Genomic DNA, 17700 nt, shown 5'->3' with positions numbered 1-17700 from the left:
GGGTCTCGGGTCGTGGGGTCTGGACGAATGAAAACTTACACCGCTAGTTTAGATGTGACCGCTGCGTCCCGCAGCGGCGCACCGCCACGCCGACCGAGGGGGAACCGTGGACTTCGCACTGTCCGACGAGGAACGCGCCGTCCGAGACACCGTGCGCGCGTTCATCACCCGCGAGGTGATGCCCCTGGAGGCGGAGGTGCTCCGCCGGGAACGGGCGCACCAGCCGGGCCTGGACCACTCCGAGGTGCGGGAACTGCAACTCAAGGCGCGCAAGTTCGGCTTCTGGGGCCTGGCCACACCGGAAGAGTACGGGGGGATGAACCTGCCGGCCGTCCTCCAGTCGTTGATCTGGACCGAACTGGGCCGCACGTTCGTGCCGTTCCGCTTCGGCGGCGAGGCGGACAACATCCTGTTCCACGCCACCGAGGAGCAGAAGCGGGAGTTCCTCATCCCGACCATCGAGGGTGAGCGCCGCTCCTGCTTCGCGATCACCGAACCGGGCGCCGGTTCCGACGCGGCCAACATCCGGCTGTCCGCCCGCCGCGACGGCGACGACTGGATCCTCGACGGCGAGAAGACCTTCATCACCGGCGGCCACGACGCCGACTTCGCCATCGTGGTCGCGGTGACCGACCGGGAGAAGGGCGCCCGCAACGGCGGCGCCACGGCGTTCCTGGTGGACCGGTCGATGGGCTGGCGTTCGGAGTTCATCCAGACCATGGGCGAGGGCGGGCCGGCGTCGCTGATCTTCGAGGGCGTCCGCGTGCCGCACCGCAACATCCTCGGCGAGATCGGGCAGGGCTTCACGCTCGGCATGGAGTGGATCGGCAAGGGCCGCTACACCATCCCGTCGCACGCCATCGGCATCGCCGAGCGGGTCCTGCAGATGGCCATCGACTACGCCAACACCCGGGAGACGTTCGGCGCGACGATCGGCACCAACCAGGCCATCCAGTGGATGATCGCCGACTCGGAGACCGAGTTGGAGGCGGCACGCTGGCTGGTGCTGCGCTCCGCGTGGACGGTCGACCAAGGGCTGGACCCCCGGCACGCCTCGTCGATGGGCAAGCTCTACGGCGCCGGCATGGTCAACCGGGTGGTCGACCGGGTGCTTCAGATCCACGGCGGCATGGGCTACACCCGGGAGCTGCCGATCGAACGCTGGTACCGGCAGGTCCGGCTCTACCGGATCTTCGAGGGCACCGACGAGATGCAACGGTTGATCATCTCCCGGGACCTGCTGCGCGGCTACACGAAGATCGGCGGCCACCTGGCCTGAGCCGGATGCCGTACGCCGTCGGGGACGGCCGGGTGCGCGCCCGGTCGTCCCCGACGGCGGATCTCAGCCGGTCAACGCCGTCAGAGCGGCGTCCACATCGGCCTCGGTGGAGTAGATGTGGAAGGAGGCCCGGACCCGGCCGGCGCGCACCGCCGCCCGGATGCCGGCCGCCGCGAGGCGCTGCTGCGCGTCGGGCACGTCCACGCTGACGATGGCGCTCTCCCCCGGTGGCCGACCCAGCCCGGTCAGGAACCGGTTGGCCAGTGCCACGTTGTGCGCCCCGATCGCCGACACGCCGATCTCGGCGACCACCTCCAGGGCGGGCGCCGCGCCGACCCAGCTGAACCAGGCCGGTGAGATGTCGAACCGGCGGGCGTCGTCGGCCAACCGCAGCGGCGGACCGTAGTAGGAGGCGTGCGGGTCGCCGCCCGCGTACCAGCCGGCGGCGTCGGGGCGCAGCCGCTCCCGCAGCGCGGGCGCCAGATAGGCGAACCCGGTCCCCCGCGGATTCATCAGCCACTTGTAGCCGCCCACCGCCACCACGTCGGCCCGGCTGCCGTCGAACGGCAACCACCCGCACGCCTGCGTCGCGTCCACCGCCACCAGCGCGTCGTGCGCGCGGGCCGCGGCCACGATCTCGTCGTACGCCGCGACCGCCCCGTCGGCCGACTGCACCAGGCTGAACGCGACCAGGTCGGTGTCGGCGTCGATGGCGTCGACCAGCGACTCCAGCGGCACCGTACGGACCGTGACACCCCGCTCCCGCTGCACCAGCCAGGGGAAGAGATTCGAGGTGAACTCGACCTCGGGGACCACCACCGTGGCACCGGCCGGTAGCGCCGCCGCGACCGGCGCGAGGAGTTGGGACACGGCCGCGCCGACCGCCACGTCACCGACCGGCACCCCGATCAGGCCGGCGAACGCTACCCGGGCCCGGTGCGTCGACTCGCCCCAGCCCTCCCACGACGTACGACCAACCCGCCAGGCGGTAAGGGCCTCCTGCATCGCCGCCCACGCCGGCTCCGGCGGCAGCCCGTAGCTGGCGGTGTTCAACCAGCCCGGCTCCGGCTGCCACAGCTTCTGCGCCTGCTCGATCTCCATGCCTCGACGCTATGTCGAGCCCGGCGCGACGGGGACTGCCAATCCGCGACCCGCGGCCTCACGGCTCCCGGCGGCGTCCGGCCGACTCGTCGGCGGTGGGCCGCTGGATGTGGCTGAGGCTGTCGGCGAGAGCGGCGAGCCACCGATCGACCTCCACCAGGTGCCGGACGGACTGCAGGTCGGCCCCGCGCAGCAGCGGACGGATCCGGTCCAGCTGGTCGACACAGGTCATCGAGACCGGTGCCGGGCCCGCTGTCCGGCCGTGGGCGACCTCGTCGGCGAGGGTGTCGTACGCCGAGCGCAGGCGGCCGGCGGAGTCCGCCAGCAGCGCCGCCGCCTCGGGCCAGCCGGCGAGGCAGCCGGGCGGGTTGCGGCGCAGCAGCGACTGTGCGCCGGGCAGGACGTGGTGCCCGGCGCTCAGGACGGCACCCCAGTTCACCTGCGGCCGGCGTGGATCGTGCCGCTCGGAGTGGTACTGCCAGTACGACGCGTCGACCAGGACCATCCGGCGGCGGACCCGGTCGAGCGCGGCGTCGGGTGGCGGCGAAGCGCCGAGCACCGCCTGGACCGTCTGATCGACGGCGTCAGCGTTGACCGCCAGGTAGCGGGCGGCGTTGTGCCGCAGGTCGTGGCCCGCGCCGCGCGGCCACATCGCCACCCCGGCGAGCACGCCGATCACCGTACCGAGCAGCACGTCGACGAGGCGGGCCTCGGCGAGCCGCCAGCCTTCCGGGCCGAGTTGGGCGAAGACGACAGTCAGCAGGACCGTGAACAGCGCCTGCTGCCACACCGGACCGAGCAGGCGGCCAACCCCCAGGGCCAGCAGCAGGGTGATCGGAAGGACGACGGCGTAGACGACCGGTTCGTCGACGACGAGCATCACCCCGCCGCTGACAACCGCCCCGATGATGGTGCCCAGCACGGCCGGCCGCAGTTCGGTGCGGGTGTCGGCGGCCGAGGTGCGCAGGACCGTGAGGGTGGCCAGCAGCACCCAGAAGCCGTGGTTCAGGTGCAACACCCCGGCCGCCACCCGGGCGATGGCCAGGGCCACGGCCAGCCGCAGTGAGCTGTGCAGGTGGGCCGAGCGCGGCGCCAGGTGGGAGCGGAACTGCCACCAGTACAGCGTCCACGGGCTGTGCCGGGCGTACTCGAACAGCCCCGAGGAGGCGTGCGGGTCGTCGAGCCGCGCCCCGGCGGCCACCCGGCAACCGACGGCGAAGACCCGCACCTGGTCGGCGAGGGCCAGCGCCGTGGCGTCGCGGCACAACCGCTGCACGTCCGGCGCGTCGCGGACGCTGCCCGTTCCCACGGGGTACGCCGCCTCGGCCCGTGCGACCGCGACGTCCAGGTCGGCGAGGGTCACCGCCGGCGCACCCGGCGACAGGCTCCGGCCGGCGACGCGGGTCGTCTCCGCGCACGAGCGCAGCAGACGCGCCGCCGCCAGGTCCGGAATCGGCTCCGGCGGGGCGTCCGCCGCCAGCCGGTCCGCCTCGACGAGCGCCTCCCGGAGCGCGGCGGCGCAGATCCGCAACGCCCGGTCCTGCGCGCCCGCCGCGGTGGGCGCCCACGTCGCGGGGGTACGGCCCAGCTCGATCGCCGCCATCGCGTCGTACGCCCGCGCGCGCCGAGTGTCCCGGTCGGCCCCGGCGGTGTGCGGGTCGGTCACCGTGGCGGCGGTGTCGTCGAGGAAGGCGGCGAGGCCGTCCGCCGCCGCGGCGAGGCGCTGCCGGTAGGAGACCGGCACCGGGTCGGGCCAGAGGACGACCTCCGCCGCGGCGAGCAGCACGACGGCGAGCGTCACCCCGCCGAGTCGGGCCGGCAGGGTGCCCGGCTGGTACGGCGGGAACGACGCCAGGATGTAGAAGAGCTGGAACGCGCTCGCCAACCCCACCAGGCGCGGGTTGCCGACCCCGGCGAACGCCACCACGAACCCGACGACGAGCATGCCGCCGGCGGCCGCCCACGTGCTCCACGCCAGGAACGAGCCCACCGCGATCAGCGCCCACACCACCGGTAGCGACAGCACGAGGATCCGCGCCCGCTGCGGCGCCGGACCCGGCAGCTTCGCGAACGACCCGGCGGCGATCGTGCCGAACAACCCGTACGTGGCGAGGGTGGAGTTGCCCGCACCGTAGCGGCAGCCGAAGAAGACGACCGACGCGACGAGCGTCAGTCGTGCCGCGCGTCGCAGGATGACGTCACCCGGGTCACGGCGGCGAAGCCGGCCAAGGAGGCTGGTTCCGAGCACTACCGCTCCCCCGGTCCGTCGCAGCAGCCCTCCCCGGCCCACCATTCTCCACCGCGCCCCGCCACGGGCGGCGGGTTACCGGCGAACATCGCCGGGAGCTGCCCAGCAGACCGAGCCGGAGAGCCCGCAACAGGGTGCCGGGGCGGCTCAGGGCGGCCGGATGGTCGAGCATGGTGGTGACCCGACCCAGCCGGGCGTTGAGCACCGGGTCGGTCAGCGACGCCCGGAAGAGCAGGTCCCCGAACCACTTGGTGACCTTGTAGCCGGGCGGGTACGGCCCGTCGACGTGCGGCAGCTCGATGTCGGCGGTGGTGGAGATCTGCCAGGCCGCGTCGACCACCACCCGGACCTGGTCGAAGTACGCCCGCGCCGGCTCGTCGTGCGGCCTCGGCCCGGATCGCAGGTACCTGGACAGGCAGGAGGCGTGCAGCGTCGCGGAGGTCATGCCCTGGCCGTACACCGGATTGAAGGACGCGACCGCGTCGCCCGCGGCGACCAGCCCGGCGGGGAGGCGGTCGAGCTTGTGGAAGTCGCGGCGTCGGCTGTCGGCCTGGTGGTACGTGACCACCCCGCCGAGCATCTCCCCGTGTTCGGCGATGTCACCGAACATCTGTGGGTAGTGCTCCCGGCAGCGGGCGGTGAAGTCGGCGACGTCGCGGCTGGGCCGGTCACCGTCGTAGCCGGCCACCAGCATGATCCAGCGGTCCCCCTCGACCGAGTTGATGCCACCGATCCGGGCGGTACGCCCCCTGCCCGCCATGGTGTGGAAGACCGCCACCCACGCGTCGCTGACCTTCTCGTCGCGCCTGAAGAGCGCCGTGGCGTAGTTCAGTTTGATTGGCATGCGCTGCATGGGCGGACGCGGCCACCCGTGCTCGGCCAGCCAGTCGCTCAACCGGCTGGACCGTCCCATCGCGTCGACCACCAGGTCGGCCGCCTCGACGACGGGCTCGGTGCCGCCCTCGGGCACGTACCGGACGCCGGTGACCCGCCGCTCGTCGAAGAGCAGGCCCTCCGCCCGGCCGTACACCATCCGGATGTTGTCGACGGCGAGGGTGCGCCGCCGGACCAGCGCCTCCAGGAACGGACGCGTGGTGATCAGCGCCGGCCCGGTGCCGGTCGCCGCGGGTGGCAGGCCCAACATGCCGTTCACGAAGACCTTCGCCGTGCCCGGGTCGCGCGGCGGCGGCGGAGCGCCGAGCGCGAGCGCCTCGTCGGCGATGCCGGGGAACCAACGCTCCAACTGGACCTGACCGGCGGGCAGCAACGCGTGCACCTGACTGCCCTGCGGCACCCCCGGCCGTGGCCCGGCGTCGACGTCGGACGGGTCCCGTTCGACGATCAGCACCTCCTCGGCGTGATCGCTGAGCACCCGGGCGGCCAGCAGCCCGGCCATGCTGCCACCGAGCACCACCGCACGTCGCATGACGACTCTGGTCTCGGCCGGTCGTTCGGCCGTCGCTATCTCCGCGAAGAGCCGGGACGGAGAGGGGGGCATGCGATCACTCCTCGGACGGTCGGGAAGGCGTGGCATCCACGACCGTAACCACCGGCGCCCCCGCCGTCAGCGCTCAGCTGGCCCGCCACTTCTGGTTGGCGTTGCCGGTGCACTGCCAGATCTGCAACCGGGCGCCGTTGTCCGGGTTCGAGTCGACCACGTCGACGCACCTGTCCGCCTTGGTGTTCACCAGGTCGTACGCCTTGTTGAGGGTGAACCTCTGCGACGACGCGCCGGAGCACTCGGCCAGGATGACGTGCGCCCCGTCCTGGGTGGAGTGGCCGGCGACATCAAGGCACATCCCCATCGAGCGGACGGTGCCGTCCGACGGGAACGTCCACAGTTGCTTGGCGGTCCGTCGACAGTCCCAGATCTGCGGTCGCGCGCCGGCGTAGGCGTTGCCCTCCGGAATGTCGATGCAGCGGTCACTGGCGAAGCTGGAGATCTGCTTGCCGGCGGGCGGGCTGCTCTTCGTCGGAGACGGTGGCGGAGCGGACGGCGGCGCCTGGTTACCCGGAGCGGTGGTCGTTCCGCTGCCCGTCCCCGGCGACGGCGGCGGCGCACTGGCCGACGGCGGCGCGCTGGCGGCTCGCGACGGCGGGGCACCCGCGACGGGTAGGCCCTGGAAACCATCCGTGATCAGCGCGAGGACGGCCTCGCTCGCGGACCATTCGGCCGCCGAGGTGGTCCAGTCGATCGAGTACGCGTGGCCGTTGTGGCCGACGAACACCCGGCTCGACGTGTGCATCGGCGTGCCGTCCTGGTCGGTGTACGTCCACGCCCACTCGGCGGCCCGCAGTTGGTAGCGCAGCGCGTCGAGCCGGACCTGCCGATACTCGGCGTACCGGCCGCGTTGTGCCGTCTCCCGCGCCCGCAGCTGCGCGAGCGGGTCCGCGGGGACGGACCGGAGTTCGTCGACGACGAGCACGCGACTGCCGTCCGGCTCGCGGAACACGGCGCGCTCACCGTCGCGCCGGGCCTGCCAGCCGTCCGGCACCGGTACGAGGAAGCGCGGATCGTCACGGTAGTAGCGCCAACCCGCCGGCGCCGGTGGCAGCACCCTGGACACCGGCGTCTCGACGACCGGCGACGGGTGCACGTCCGGCGCCGCCACGTCGTCGGCACCCGGGTCACCGAACAGCCCGCCCTTGAGCACTGACGCGGCCACCAGCAGGACGACCAGCAGCACGGCGGCCCCGATCGACCCGATCAGCCGCGCCCGACGCTGACGACCCTTCCCGGGCACCGGGGCGGCAGCGGGTGACGGGGGCACCGCCGGCGACATGGGCGCGGCAGCGACGGCGGGCGACGTTGGGGCGGCCCGCGCGGCAGCGACGGCGGGCGACATGGTGGCAGCCGGCGCGGCATTGACAGTCGGTGCCGCGGGGGCGTCGGACGCGTCGGGAACGGCCGGCGACGCGGGCGGACCGGGTTCGGCGGGGACGAACTCGGGCACGATCGTCGGACGGGGCAGGTCGGCCGTGGCGGTGGTGATCCGGGTCAGCGGTCCGCCGCCGGCCCCGCTCACCTCAGTCGCCGGCACATCCGGGGTGGCGGCCTGGCGCAGGAGCCGGTCCGCCTCCTCGGCGCTGATCCGTTGACCCGGCTCCCGGCGCAGCAGTCCCTCCAGGAGTGGGGTCAGCGGACCCGCCCGTCGCGCCGGCGGTGGTGGCTCGGTGGCCAGGGCCGCCAGCGTGGCGATCGGAGACGAGCGGTGGTACGGGGTACGTCCCTCGACGGCCGCGTAGAGGGTGGCGCCCAGCGACCACAGATCGGCCGCCGGCCCCACGTCGCCGTCGGTGGCCCGCTCGGGTGCGAGGAACGCCGGCGAGCCGAGCACCATTCCGGTCTGGGTCATCCGTGGGTCGCCGGGGAGGGTGGCCAGACCGAAGTCGGTCAGCACCACAGTGCCGTCGTCGGCGAGCAGCACGTTGGCCGGCTTGACGTCCCGGTGCAGCACACCGGCGCGGTGGGCGGCCCGCAGCGCGCCCAGGATGCCCAGCCCGATCCGGGCGGCGCGGTCCGCCGACATCGACCCCTCAGCTTCGAGCACCTGTTGCAGGGACCGGGACGGCACGAGCTCCATCACGATCCAGGGGTCGCCGCCGGAATGCAGCACGTCGAAGACGCGTACCACATTGGGGTGGCCCAGACGGGCGACGGCCCGCGCCTCACGCATGGACCGTTCGCGCATCTCCCGACGTTCGTCGTCGCGCAGGCCGGGCGGTGCCACCAACTCCTTGATGGCGACGTCGCGCTGCAGCATCTCGTCGCGGGCCTGCCACACGCGGCCCATCCCGCCCTGGCCGAGCGGACGGACCAGCCGATAGCGATCGGCAATCAACTGTCGAGAGGCGTCTGGCACGACAGGAAGGTACCTGCCCTGGTTTACGTACCCAATTCTTCTGGCGGCTGGAAAAGCGACAGTTGGATATGTCACACGCAAGATCGACTGGTTACCGATCGTTCATTTCCGCTATTGGTTACGAGCGGTGTCGCCCACCGCGATGTTACCAACGCGTATATCGGCCTCCTGCTATAAATATCGAATGAATTCGAATTCTGCGGAGCGCCGGACCGGACGTGCCGCGGCCGGGTTGGCCGGCCTGTGCCTGGCGGTGGTCCTGTCCGCCTGCACGTCGGCAGGTGACCCGCGCCAGCCCACCTCAGCGCCGGCTGATCGGGCAACTCCGGCCGACCGGTCGGCGCCGGCCACCGGTGCCAGCGGTGCCGGGCCGCCGTGCACGCCATCGGTCGACGCGCTGCCGGCGCCGCCGGCCGGCTACCGGTTGGTGGGCGAGGACGTGGCGGTGCCTGACACCCCGGTGCTGTCGGCGGGCGATTCCGGGGAGGCCGATCCGGCGGCGCGACTGTTCGCCAAATGGGGGCTCGTCGTCCGCGCCGGCACCGTCGTCGACCTGCGGGTGGCACCGGGCTGGCAGGACAGGGCCCGGCTCGGGTGGGGCGGCACCGGCGCGCCCGCGGCGACCGTCACGGTGCACGCCTGCACTCCCGAGGGTGGGCAGGCGCAGTGGCTGGCCTTCGTCGGCGGCGCCTGGGTCGCGCAGGTCGCCTGCGTACCGCTGATCGTGACGTCGGACGGCCGGACCGACCGCGTCAACCTCGGCATCGGCACCCCCTGCGACAAGACCGCCACGCCACACCCCGTCACCTCATGAACCCCGAACGGCCCGGCGCTGCCTGCTGCCGCTCAGTCCGGTAGCGCTCATGCGCCTCAGCCCGGCAGCGCCCGTGCGCGCCTCAGCCCGGCAGCGCTCGTGCACCTCAGCCCAGCACCGCTGGGCTCAGCCCGGCAGCGCTCGTGCGACTCGATCAAGCAGGTCGCGGGCACCGGCCTGAACATCCGGGTCGGGATCGTCCCGCAGACTCCGGAGCACGGCGCGAAAACGCATCCGGTCCTCCGGCTCCGCGCAGGCGAGCTCGAAGAAGGCGGCGCTCAGGCAACCGGTGAGATGATCCCCTGCTCCGGCTCAGCGACATGCCACGCTGCCGCGATGAGACGCAGGCCGGCTGCGTCACGACGCCGCAGCAGTTCCTCGGCGGTGGCGTCGGTGACCGCGGTGTTCGCGCTGTCGAGGAGCAGGCTCCGCACCACGGTGTCCACCGGTTCCCGCCCAACGACAGCGCTCAGGTGACGCCCGGCGCGGGCCCGGTCCGACCACAACTGCGACCGGGCCAACCTCAGTGCCTCCCCCATCTCCACCCCCACATCATCCCCGCCCCCACCCGGATCGACGTCCACCGCCCTGGTGATCAAGAGCTTTCCGTCATCCATCCCGGTGTGTCGTGACGCAAACCTCTTGATCACCAGGGGTGACGGGTGGGAGTGGGGGGTGGGAGTGGGGGTGGACAGGGGTGTCTACTGTCTACAGCGGCTGGCGTCCGACTGTCGATGTCCTGGATGTTCTGTCGAGAGGGTCAACGACATGCTGAAGGCCGAGGATCTTCCCCCGTTTCAGCGCGCCGTGTCCGATGAGTCGCAGCGCGGCCAACGCGTGTACGCCACCCTTGTCGCGCTGCGGCTGTCCCTGCTCCTGGTGGCCGCTGTCGCGGGAGTCGCCACCTGGAAGCTCGACAATTTCGCCCTCGGCCCGGCGCTGGCGGCGGGCGCGTTCGCCGCCACCTCGATCGTCGAGGTCTTTCTCCTCACCAATCGTCCGAATGAACGGTGGTACGTCGGCAGGGCCCTCTCCGAATCCATCAAATCACTCACCTGGCGATTCACCGTCGCGGCTGACCCTTTTCCCCGATCGCAGAGCGAATCGGACAGCGTTCAGGAATTCACCAACCGATTGTTGGGCCTGACCGGGGACATGTCGGCCGCCGGGTTGGCGGCTCCCGCGGTGGCCGGGCAACAGATCACTGACGGAATGCGTGCGCTGCGCGCCACCCCCCTTGAGGAGCGCCGCGCCGCGTACCTGGTCGGCCGTCTCGAGGCCCAGCGGGCCTGGTACGCCGAACGGTCACTGGCGAACCGGGCGCGGGCGACCCGCTGGTCAGTGACCATGCTCGTGCTGGAGATCGTCGGGGTGACCCTGGCCGTGTCGAGGGCTGCCGGACTGACGGACCTCGACCTGCTCGGGGTGGCCGCCGCGGCGGTCGCGGCCGGCGCGGCCTGGACCCAGACGCGGCAACACGGCGCGGTGGCGACCGCCTACGCGCTGGCCAGCCAGGAGCTTGCCGCCATGGGGTCACTGGCCACCCGGATCAGTACGGAAGCCGAGCTGTCGCGGTTCGTGAATGACACGGAGACGGCGATTTCCCGGGAACACACGATGTGGCGCGCACGCCGACGCTGACACCGCCGCCATCCAGCCCTTGCCGCCCGCTCCCGCCGCTCAGAGATCGCCGCCCGCCGCCCGGAGATCGACTCGGATTTCAGGAAAGCGCGGTGTCGGGGCCGTTCGGATACCCCGATATTCAGAAAGCGGAGTGGATCACGGCGCGGACCGAGATCACGGCGCGGACCGGCAACACGGCGCGGACCGGGATCACGGGGCGGACCCGGGATCACGGGGCGGACCGGGGATCACGGCGCGGACCGGGGATCACGGCGGCCGGGGCCACCGCGAAGCCCGGTCCACGTCCGTGCGTCAGGCCGACGCTCCGGCCGGCGCGGTCTCCCTCTCGTCGGGGCGCGGCGCCGCGTCGTCGTGCTCGTCGACCATGGTGGCCTCGTCGAACGGGTCGTTGCCGCTCAGCACCCCGACCGCCCGGTCCCGGTCGAACTCGCCGGTCCAGGTTCCCACCAGCACTGTCGCCACCGCGTTGCCGGCGAAGTTGGTCAGCGCCCGCGCCTCCGACATGAACCGGTCGATGCCGACGATCAGTCCGACCCCGTCGACGAGGTCCGGTCGGTGCGACTGGAGGCCGCCGGCCAGCGTGGCCAGCCCGGCACCGGTGACTCCGGCGGCGCCCTTCGAGGCGATGATCATGAACAGCAGCAGCGAGATCTGCTCGCCGACAGCGAGTGGCTTGCCCAGCGCGTCGGCGATGAACAGTGACGCCATGGTCAGGTAGATCGCCGTACCGTCCAGGTTGAACGAGTAGCCGGTCGGCACCGTGATGCCGACGACCGGCTTGCTCACGCCGAAGTGTTCCATCTTGGCGATCAGCCGCGGCAGCGCCGACTCCGACGACGAGGTGGACAGGATCAGCAGGAACTCCCGGCCGAGGTAACGCAGCAGCGAGAAGATCGAGATCCGGGCCACGAACCACAGCAGCGCGCCCAGGAAGACCAGCACGAAGATCAGACAGGTGACGTAGAAGCCCACCATGATCTGGGCGAGGCTCTTGAGGGCGTCCACGCCGGTCGCGCCGACCACGGCGGCCATCGCGCCGAACGCGCCGATCGGCGCCAGCCACATGATCATGGCGAGGACCTTGAAGACGACCCGCTGGATGACGGTGATGGCGCTGAGCACCGGCTCACCCCGCTGTCCCATGGCCTGGACGGCGAACCCGACCAGCAGGGCGACCAGCAGCGTCTGGAGCACCTTGCCCTCGGTGAGGGCGGAGAGCAGCGTCGTCGGGATGATCCCGAGCAGGAAGTCGGCGGTACCGGCGGCCTCGTCACCGGCGGCGGCCTTGCCCGAGCCGGCGAGGTCCGGGCCGAGGTTCAGGCCGGAGCCGGGGTGGATGAGGTTGCCGACGACCAGGCCGATGGCGAGCGCGACCGTCGACATGGTCAGGAAGTAGCCGAGGGCCAGGCCGCCGACCTTGCCAACCTTCGCGGCCTGCCGGACCGAGCCGACGCCGAGCACGATGGTGCAGAAGATGACCGGGCTGATCATCATCTTGATCAGGTTGACGAAGCCGGTGCCGATCGGCTTGAGTTCCTTGCCGAAATCGGGGGCGACCAGGCCGACCACGATGCCGGCGACGACGGCCACGATGACGGCCAGATACAGGTAACGGGTACGGTCCCGGCGGACCGCCGGCGCCGGGGTGGTGGCGGATGTGGTGGTGTCCATGTCGACAATGTGAAGCGCGTCTCACCCGTTGACAGCCTTGCGGTCATTCTGTTCACCGCGATGGCAGCAACGGCGGCGCGACGAGGAGGTGGTGGAGGTGGCCCGACGCCAGTGGAGCATCGCGGGGCAACTCTTCGCCCTCCAGGCGATGGTGGTGACGTTGCTGGTGCTGGCCGGCGCGGCGGGCGCCGTCTGGCTGGCCCGCAGCGACTCCCGCCAGGCCGCGCAGGAGGAGGTGCTCGCGGTGGCGCAGACGGTGGCGCGCTCCCCCGACGTCCGCGCCGCCCTCACCACCGCCGACCCGGCCAGCATCCTGCAGCCGTACGCCGAATCGACCCGGCTGGCCACGGGCACCGACTTCGTGGTGGTGATGGCCCCCGACCGCACCCGTTTCTCACACCCCACCCGCGAGCGCATCGGCCAGCCGTTCGTCGGCGAGATCGGGCCCGCCCTGGCCGGCCACCCCTTCACCACCACGAACGTCGGCACGCTCGGCGAGTCGGTGCGCGCTGTCGTTCCCGTGTACGACGAGCAGCGGCACCTCGTCGGTCTGGTCTCGGTGGGCATCACCACCCGGGCCATCGACCGTAAGCTGCTCGGCCAACTGCCGGTGCTGTTCGGGGTGGCCGCGCCGGCTCTGGCGCTCGCCGCGACGGGCTCCTGGCTGCTCAGCCGCCGGCTGCGTCGCCAGACGCACGGTCTGGGGCCGGCGCAGATGACCCGGATGTACGAGTACTACGACGCCGTTCTGCACTCGGTGCGGGAAGGTCTCGTCGTGCTGACCACCGATCGTCGGGTGGCGCTGGTGAACGACGAGGGCCGCCGACTGTTGGGGCTCGACGCGGACGCGCCGGTGATCGATCAGCCGGTGGCCGGGATCGACCTGCCGCCCGCGGCGGCCGAGTTGCTCGACTCCGGGCGCGACGCCCGCGACGAGCCGATCCTCGCCGGTGACCGGGTGCTCGTCGCCAACCAGCGGACCGCCCGTTTCGAGGGCGCGGCGCTCGGCACCGTGCTGACCCTGCGCGACCAGACCGAGCTGCGCACCCTGGCCAGTGAGCTGGATTCGGTGCGGGCGCTGACCGAGGCGTTGCAGGCGCAGACCCACGAGTCGGCCAACCGGCTGCACACCGTGCTGACCCTGGTCGAGCTGGGCCGCACCGAGGAGGCCGTCCGGCTCGGCACCCGCGACCTGGCCCTCGCCCAGCAGCTGACCGACCGGGTGGTCGGCGCGGTGACCGAACCGGCGCTCGCGGCCCTGCTGCTCGGCAAGTCCGCGCAGGCCGGCGAGCGCGGAGTGGACCTGATCGTCGAACCGGACTGCCGCCTCGACGACAGCCCGCTGCCGACCGCTGACCTGCTCACCGTGGTCGGCAACCTGGTCGACAACGCGCTCGAAGCGGTGGCCGGCACCCCGGCGCCCCGCCGCGTACGCGTCTTCGTCGGCGCGGCCGACGACGAACTGGTGGTCCGGGTCGCCGACAGCGGCCCCGGGCTGGCACCGGAGCGGGTCGCCGACGCGTTCCGGCGCGGCTGGTCCACCAAGAGCACCGGCCGCGGCCTCGGCCTGGCGCTGGTCGGGCAGGTGGTGCGCCGGCACGGCGGCAGCGCCGAGGTGGATCGCTCGGACGACGGCGGCAGCCGGTTCACCGTCCGGCTGCCGAGCCGGATCGAGCGGTCATGACCGACATCCGGGTGCTCGTCGTCGAGGACGAGCCGCTGCTGGCCGAGGCGCACGCCGCGTACACCGAACGGGTTCGGGGTTTTGTCGTGGTCGGGGTGGCGCACACCGCGCGGGCGGCGATGGCGGCCCTGCGCGCCGACCACGGCGGCGGCGTGGACCTCGTACTCCTGGATTTTCGGCTGCCCGACCTGCACGGCCTGGACGTGTGCCGGGCGCTGCGGGCGGCCGGCAGCAGCGTGGACGTGCTGGCCGTGACGTCCGCGCGGGACCTGGCGGTGGTGCGCACCGCCGTGTCCCTCGGGGTGACCCACTACCTGCTCAAACCGTTCACGTTCGCCGCGTTCCGCGACAAGCTGGAGCGCTACGCCGACTACCGCGCCCAGGCGCTCGCCGACGGCGAGGTCGCCGCCCAGCACGAGGTGGACCAGATGTTCGCCACCCTGCGCGGCACCGCCGGGCACAGCCTGCCGAAGGGGCTCGACGCGCAGACCCTTGATCGGGTACGCGCCGCCCTCACCGACGGCACCCGCGCGGCGGCCGGGCTGTCCGCGACCGAGGTGAGCGCGCTGACTGGCATCTCCCGGGTGACCGCCCGCCGCTATCTGGAGTACCTGGTGACCGTCGACCGGGCCGCGCGCACCCCCCGATACGGCACCCCCGGCCGCCCCGAGGTCGAATACCGACCCCGCTGAGCGCGGTACAGCTTGACTCTCCGACATCAACGCGAGATGCCGCCCATCGATGTCGGAGGTGGAAGAATTGGGCCGACCCGATGTGCAGGAGCGAGCCGTGACGTCGAGCAATGCCGAACAGATGCCCGAATGGCCGACGACTGACCACGTGCCGGCCGAGGAGTTGGCCCGTCGTCAGGGCGTCCAGCCGGTCGCCTCCGTGGACGACCTGGCCCGTCCGGGTCTCTTCGAGTCGGACGAGGAACTGGACGAGTTCCTCACCGACCTGTACACCTCTCGGCGGGCCGGCGCCGCATGAGCCTCGTCGTTCTGGACAGCGACGTAGCGTCAGCAATCCTCCGCGGGCGACTACCTGAACGTCTCCGTGCCCGCCTGGCCGGTAAGATCCTCTGCATCACCTTCGTGACGCTCGGCGAGCTGACCAAGTGGACGGCACTGCGCAGCTGGGGTCCGCGCAAGCTGGCTGATCTCGCGCAGTGGCGTTCGGGAATCGTGCTGCTTCCCTTCGACGAGGCGGTGGCGGTCACCTGGGGTCACCTCCAAGCACGGGCTCAGCACCGAGGGCTCCCTCGACCGACCAACGACTCCTGGATCGCGGCTTGCTGCCTGGTCGACCGGCTGCCACTGGCGACTTTCAACGGCAAAGATTTCGCCGACTTCGCCGAGTACGACGGGCTACGCCTCTTCGACGTTTCCTAGCGCCGGCTGCGCCGAAGTGGCTGTCCGATACCGCGAAGCGGCACCTGGCTGGTAACCCGGTGGCGGGGCGGAGATCCGTTGTTAGACTCGGCGGCGTTGGGTCAGTGGTACGACCAGGGAGACCAGACATGGCGGGTGACGACGACATCTCCGGGTGAGACCGGATGTGTTCGGCCATCGGTTCGGCGCGCGTAAGCCGCAGCCGCGATGGCCATGACGTCGTTCCACCGTTCCCGTTCGTCGTCGGGCGGCTTACGCACGCCCAGCCCACCCTCTGAGGTCACTCGCCATGTCTGATGCCTTCATCGTCTGCTCGAATCTGTCCTTCTCGTGGCCGGACGACACCCCGGTCTTCTCGGACCTGTCCTTCACGGTGCCGGGCGGTCGCACCGGCCTGGTCGCGCCCAACGGCGCCGGCAAGAGCACCCTGCTGCGGCTGATCGCCGGGGAGCTGCGGCCCAGTGGCGGCAGCGTCACCGTCGACGGCCTGCTCGGCTACCTCCCGCAGACGCTGCCCCTGGCCGGTGACCTGAGCGTGGCGCAAGTGCTGGGCGTGGCCGAGCGGGTCGCGGCGTTGCACGCCATCGAGGCCGGCGACGCGAGCGAGGAACACTTCGCCACCATCGGCGACGACTGGGACATCGAGGAGCGCACCCGCTCGGAGTTGGACCGGCTCGGCCTGGGTGAGCTGTCGCTCGACCGGCGGCTGCACACCCTCAGCGGCGGTCAGGTGGTCTCCCTCGGCCTGGCGGCGCAACTGCTGCGCCGCCCGAGCGTGCTGCTGCTCGACGAGCCGACGAACAACCTGGACCTGGACGCCCGGCACAAGCTCTACGACGTGCTCACCGGCTGGTCCGGGTGTCTGCTGCTGGTCAGCCACGACCGGGAACTGCTGGACCGGATGGACCGCATCGCCGAGCTGGACCGGGGCGAGATCCGCTGGTACGGGGGCAACTTCACCGCGTACACCGAGGCGGTGCAGGCGGCGCGGGAGGTCGCCGAGAGCAACCTGCGCAACGCCGAGCAGGAGGTCAAGCGGGAGAAGCGGGAGATGCAGCAGGCCCGGGAGCGCGCCGACCGGCGGGCCAGCAACGCCGCCAAGAACCTCAAGAACGCCGGTCTGGCCCGGATCGTGGCCGGCGGTCTCAAGCGCAGCGCGCAGGAGTCGGCGGGCAGGGCGCAGGAGACGCACGCCGGCCGGCTCGGGCAGGCCAAGGCCCGACTCGACGAGGCGGGGCGGGCGGTACGCGACGAGGACCGGATCACGGTCGACCTGCCGGACACCAGCGTCCCGGGCGGGCGCACGGTCTTCTCCGGCCAGGGGATGCGGGCCCGCTTCGACGACCGGGACCTGTTCGGCGGCGACGGCGCGGACCTGGTGATCCGGGGGCCGGAACGGATCGCTCTCACCGGGGCGAACGGCGTCGGCAAGTCCACCCTGCTGCGCCTGGTCACCGGCGACCTGGAACCGGCCGGCGGCGACATCCGGCGGGCCGACGGGCGGATCGCGTACCTGTCGCAGCGGCTGGACCTGCTGGACCTCGACCGTACGGTGGCGGAGAACTTCGCCGCGTACGCGCCGAGCCTGCCGGACGCCAAGCGGATGAACCTGCTCGCCCGGTTCCTGTTCCGGGGCGCCCGGGTCAACCTGCCCGTCGGGGTGCTCTCCGGTGGCGAGCGGCTACGCGCCACCCTCGCCTGTGTGCTCTGCGCCGAACCGGCACCGCAACTGCTGCTGCTCGACGAGCCGACGAACAACCTGGACCTGGTCAGCGTCGGTCAGTTGGAGAGCGCGCTCGCCGCGTACCAGGGAGCGTTCGTGGTGGTCAGCCACGACGAACGGTTCCTCGCGGAGATCGGCGTGCAGCGCTGGTTGCGGCTGGCCGACGGCCAACTGCGGGAGATCAGCGCCCCCGACCGGGGCTGAGCCCGGCGGTGTCCCCGGCCCGGTCGGACGAACGCCCGGCCGGGCCGAGGCCCCGGTCAGCTCACGTTGGCGGGCCGA

The 17700-nt window shown here is 72.1% G+C and carries 14 protein-coding genes; 8 read left to right on the top strand and 6 right to left on the bottom strand.

All coding sequences use genetic code 11. The features are described 5' to 3' along the window. Positions 1-106 precede the first annotated feature (106 nt). A complete protein-coding gene (locus KBX26_RS29020) occupies positions 107-1279 on the top strand; it encodes an acyl-CoA dehydrogenase family protein (protein ID WP_030336937.1) in 1173 nt (390 codons plus the stop codon). Positions 1280-1342: 63 nt separating this feature from the next. On the opposite strand, the gene KBX26_RS29015 is transcribed toward KBX26_RS29020, so the two are convergent. From KBX26_RS29015 to KBX26_RS29000, 4 genes are all read right to left on the bottom strand, one after another. Then, positions 1343-2380, bottom strand: coding sequence for an aminotransferase class V-fold PLP-dependent enzyme (locus KBX26_RS29015; RefSeq protein WP_210858709.1), 1038 nt, complete (start codon positions 2378-2380; stop codon positions 1343-1345). A gap of 58 nt (positions 2381-2438) precedes the next feature. Beyond that, positions 2439-4628 carry an FUSC family protein gene (locus KBX26_RS29010; RefSeq protein WP_210866847.1) on the bottom strand — a complete coding sequence of 730 codons (2190 nt, stop codon included), beginning with the start codon at positions 4626-4628 and terminating at the stop codon, positions 2439-2441. Continuing rightward, positions 4588-6126: an NAD(P)/FAD-dependent oxidoreductase gene (locus tag KBX26_RS29005; protein ID WP_210866846.1), complete on the bottom strand. Its 1539-nt coding sequence runs from the start codon at positions 6124-6126 to the stop codon at positions 4588-4590. Before KBX26_RS29005 ends, KBX26_RS29010 begins: the two co-directional genes overlap by 41 nt. 73 nt (positions 6127-6199) lie before the next feature. Next, positions 6200-8491, bottom strand: a complete 2292-nt coding sequence (locus tag KBX26_RS29000; protein ID WP_210866845.1) for a serine/threonine protein kinase — start codon at positions 8489-8491, stop codon at positions 6200-6202. A 184-nt stretch (positions 8492-8675) separates the two neighbouring features. Here KBX26_RS29000 and KBX26_RS28995 point away from each other — a divergent pair, with 184 nt between their 5' ends. Beyond that, complete coding sequence (locus KBX26_RS28995) at positions 8676-9305, top strand: hypothetical protein (RefSeq protein WP_210858703.1); 630 nt, start codon at positions 8676-8678, stop codon at positions 9303-9305. A gap of 278 nt (positions 9306-9583) precedes the next feature. Here KBX26_RS28995 and KBX26_RS32575 read toward each other — a convergent pair whose 3' ends face one another. Beyond that, a complete protein-coding gene (locus KBX26_RS32575; RefSeq protein ID WP_247675369.1) occupies positions 9584-9922 on the bottom strand; it encodes a hypothetical protein in 339 nt (112 codons plus the stop codon). 151 nt (positions 9923-10073) lie between these two features. Between KBX26_RS32575 and KBX26_RS28985 the strand changes: the two genes are divergently transcribed. Beyond that, entirely contained in the window at positions 10074-10946 is an 873-nt protein-coding gene (locus KBX26_RS28985; protein ID WP_051708814.1) for a DUF4231 domain-containing protein, read from the top strand. A gap of 294 nt (positions 10947-11240) precedes the next feature. Here KBX26_RS28985 and KBX26_RS28980 read toward each other — a convergent pair whose 3' ends face one another. Further along, complete coding sequence (locus KBX26_RS28980) at positions 11241-12620, bottom strand: cation:dicarboxylate symporter family transporter (protein ID WP_210862416.1); 1380 nt, start codon at positions 12618-12620, stop codon at positions 11241-11243. A 97-nt stretch (positions 12621-12717) separates the two neighbouring features. Here KBX26_RS28980 and KBX26_RS28975 point away from each other — a divergent pair, with 97 nt between their 5' ends. The 5 genes from KBX26_RS28975 (at position 12718) to abc-f (ending at position 17622) form a co-directional block, all read left to right on the top strand. Further along, positions 12718-14304: a sensor histidine kinase gene (locus KBX26_RS28975; RefSeq protein WP_030336920.1), complete on the top strand. Its 1587-nt coding sequence runs from the start codon at positions 12718-12720 to the stop codon at positions 14302-14304. After that, positions 14301-14996, top strand: coding sequence for a response regulator (locus KBX26_RS28970; protein ID WP_030336918.1), 696 nt, complete (start codon positions 14301-14303; stop codon positions 14994-14996). Before KBX26_RS28975 ends, KBX26_RS28970 begins: the two co-directional genes overlap by 4 nt. Before the next feature lie 97 nt (positions 14997-15093). Beyond that, positions 15094-15294: a hypothetical protein gene (locus KBX26_RS28965; protein WP_156057918.1), complete on the top strand. Its 201-nt coding sequence runs from the start codon at positions 15094-15096 to the stop codon at positions 15292-15294. Further along, positions 15291-15695, top strand: a complete 405-nt coding sequence (locus KBX26_RS28960) for a type II toxin-antitoxin system VapC family toxin (RefSeq protein WP_210866844.1) — start codon at positions 15291-15293, stop codon at positions 15693-15695. The genes KBX26_RS28965 and KBX26_RS28960 overlap by 4 nt, the downstream gene beginning before the upstream one ends. Before the next feature lie 289 nt (positions 15696-15984). Then, positions 15985-17622, top strand: a complete 1638-nt coding sequence (gene abc-f, locus KBX26_RS28955; protein WP_210866843.1) for a ribosomal protection-like ABC-F family protein — start codon at positions 15985-15987, stop codon at positions 17620-17622. The last annotated feature ends 78 nt before the right edge of the window (positions 17623-17700 follow it).

The organism is Micromonospora sp. C97 (genome assembly GCF_018070385.1).
Classification (GTDB): domain Bacteria; phylum Actinomycetota; class Actinomycetes; order Mycobacteriales; family Micromonosporaceae; genus Micromonospora; species Micromonospora parva.
Note: the sequence above shows the minus strand (reverse complement) of the source record. Positions and strands in the feature narration are given on the sequence as shown.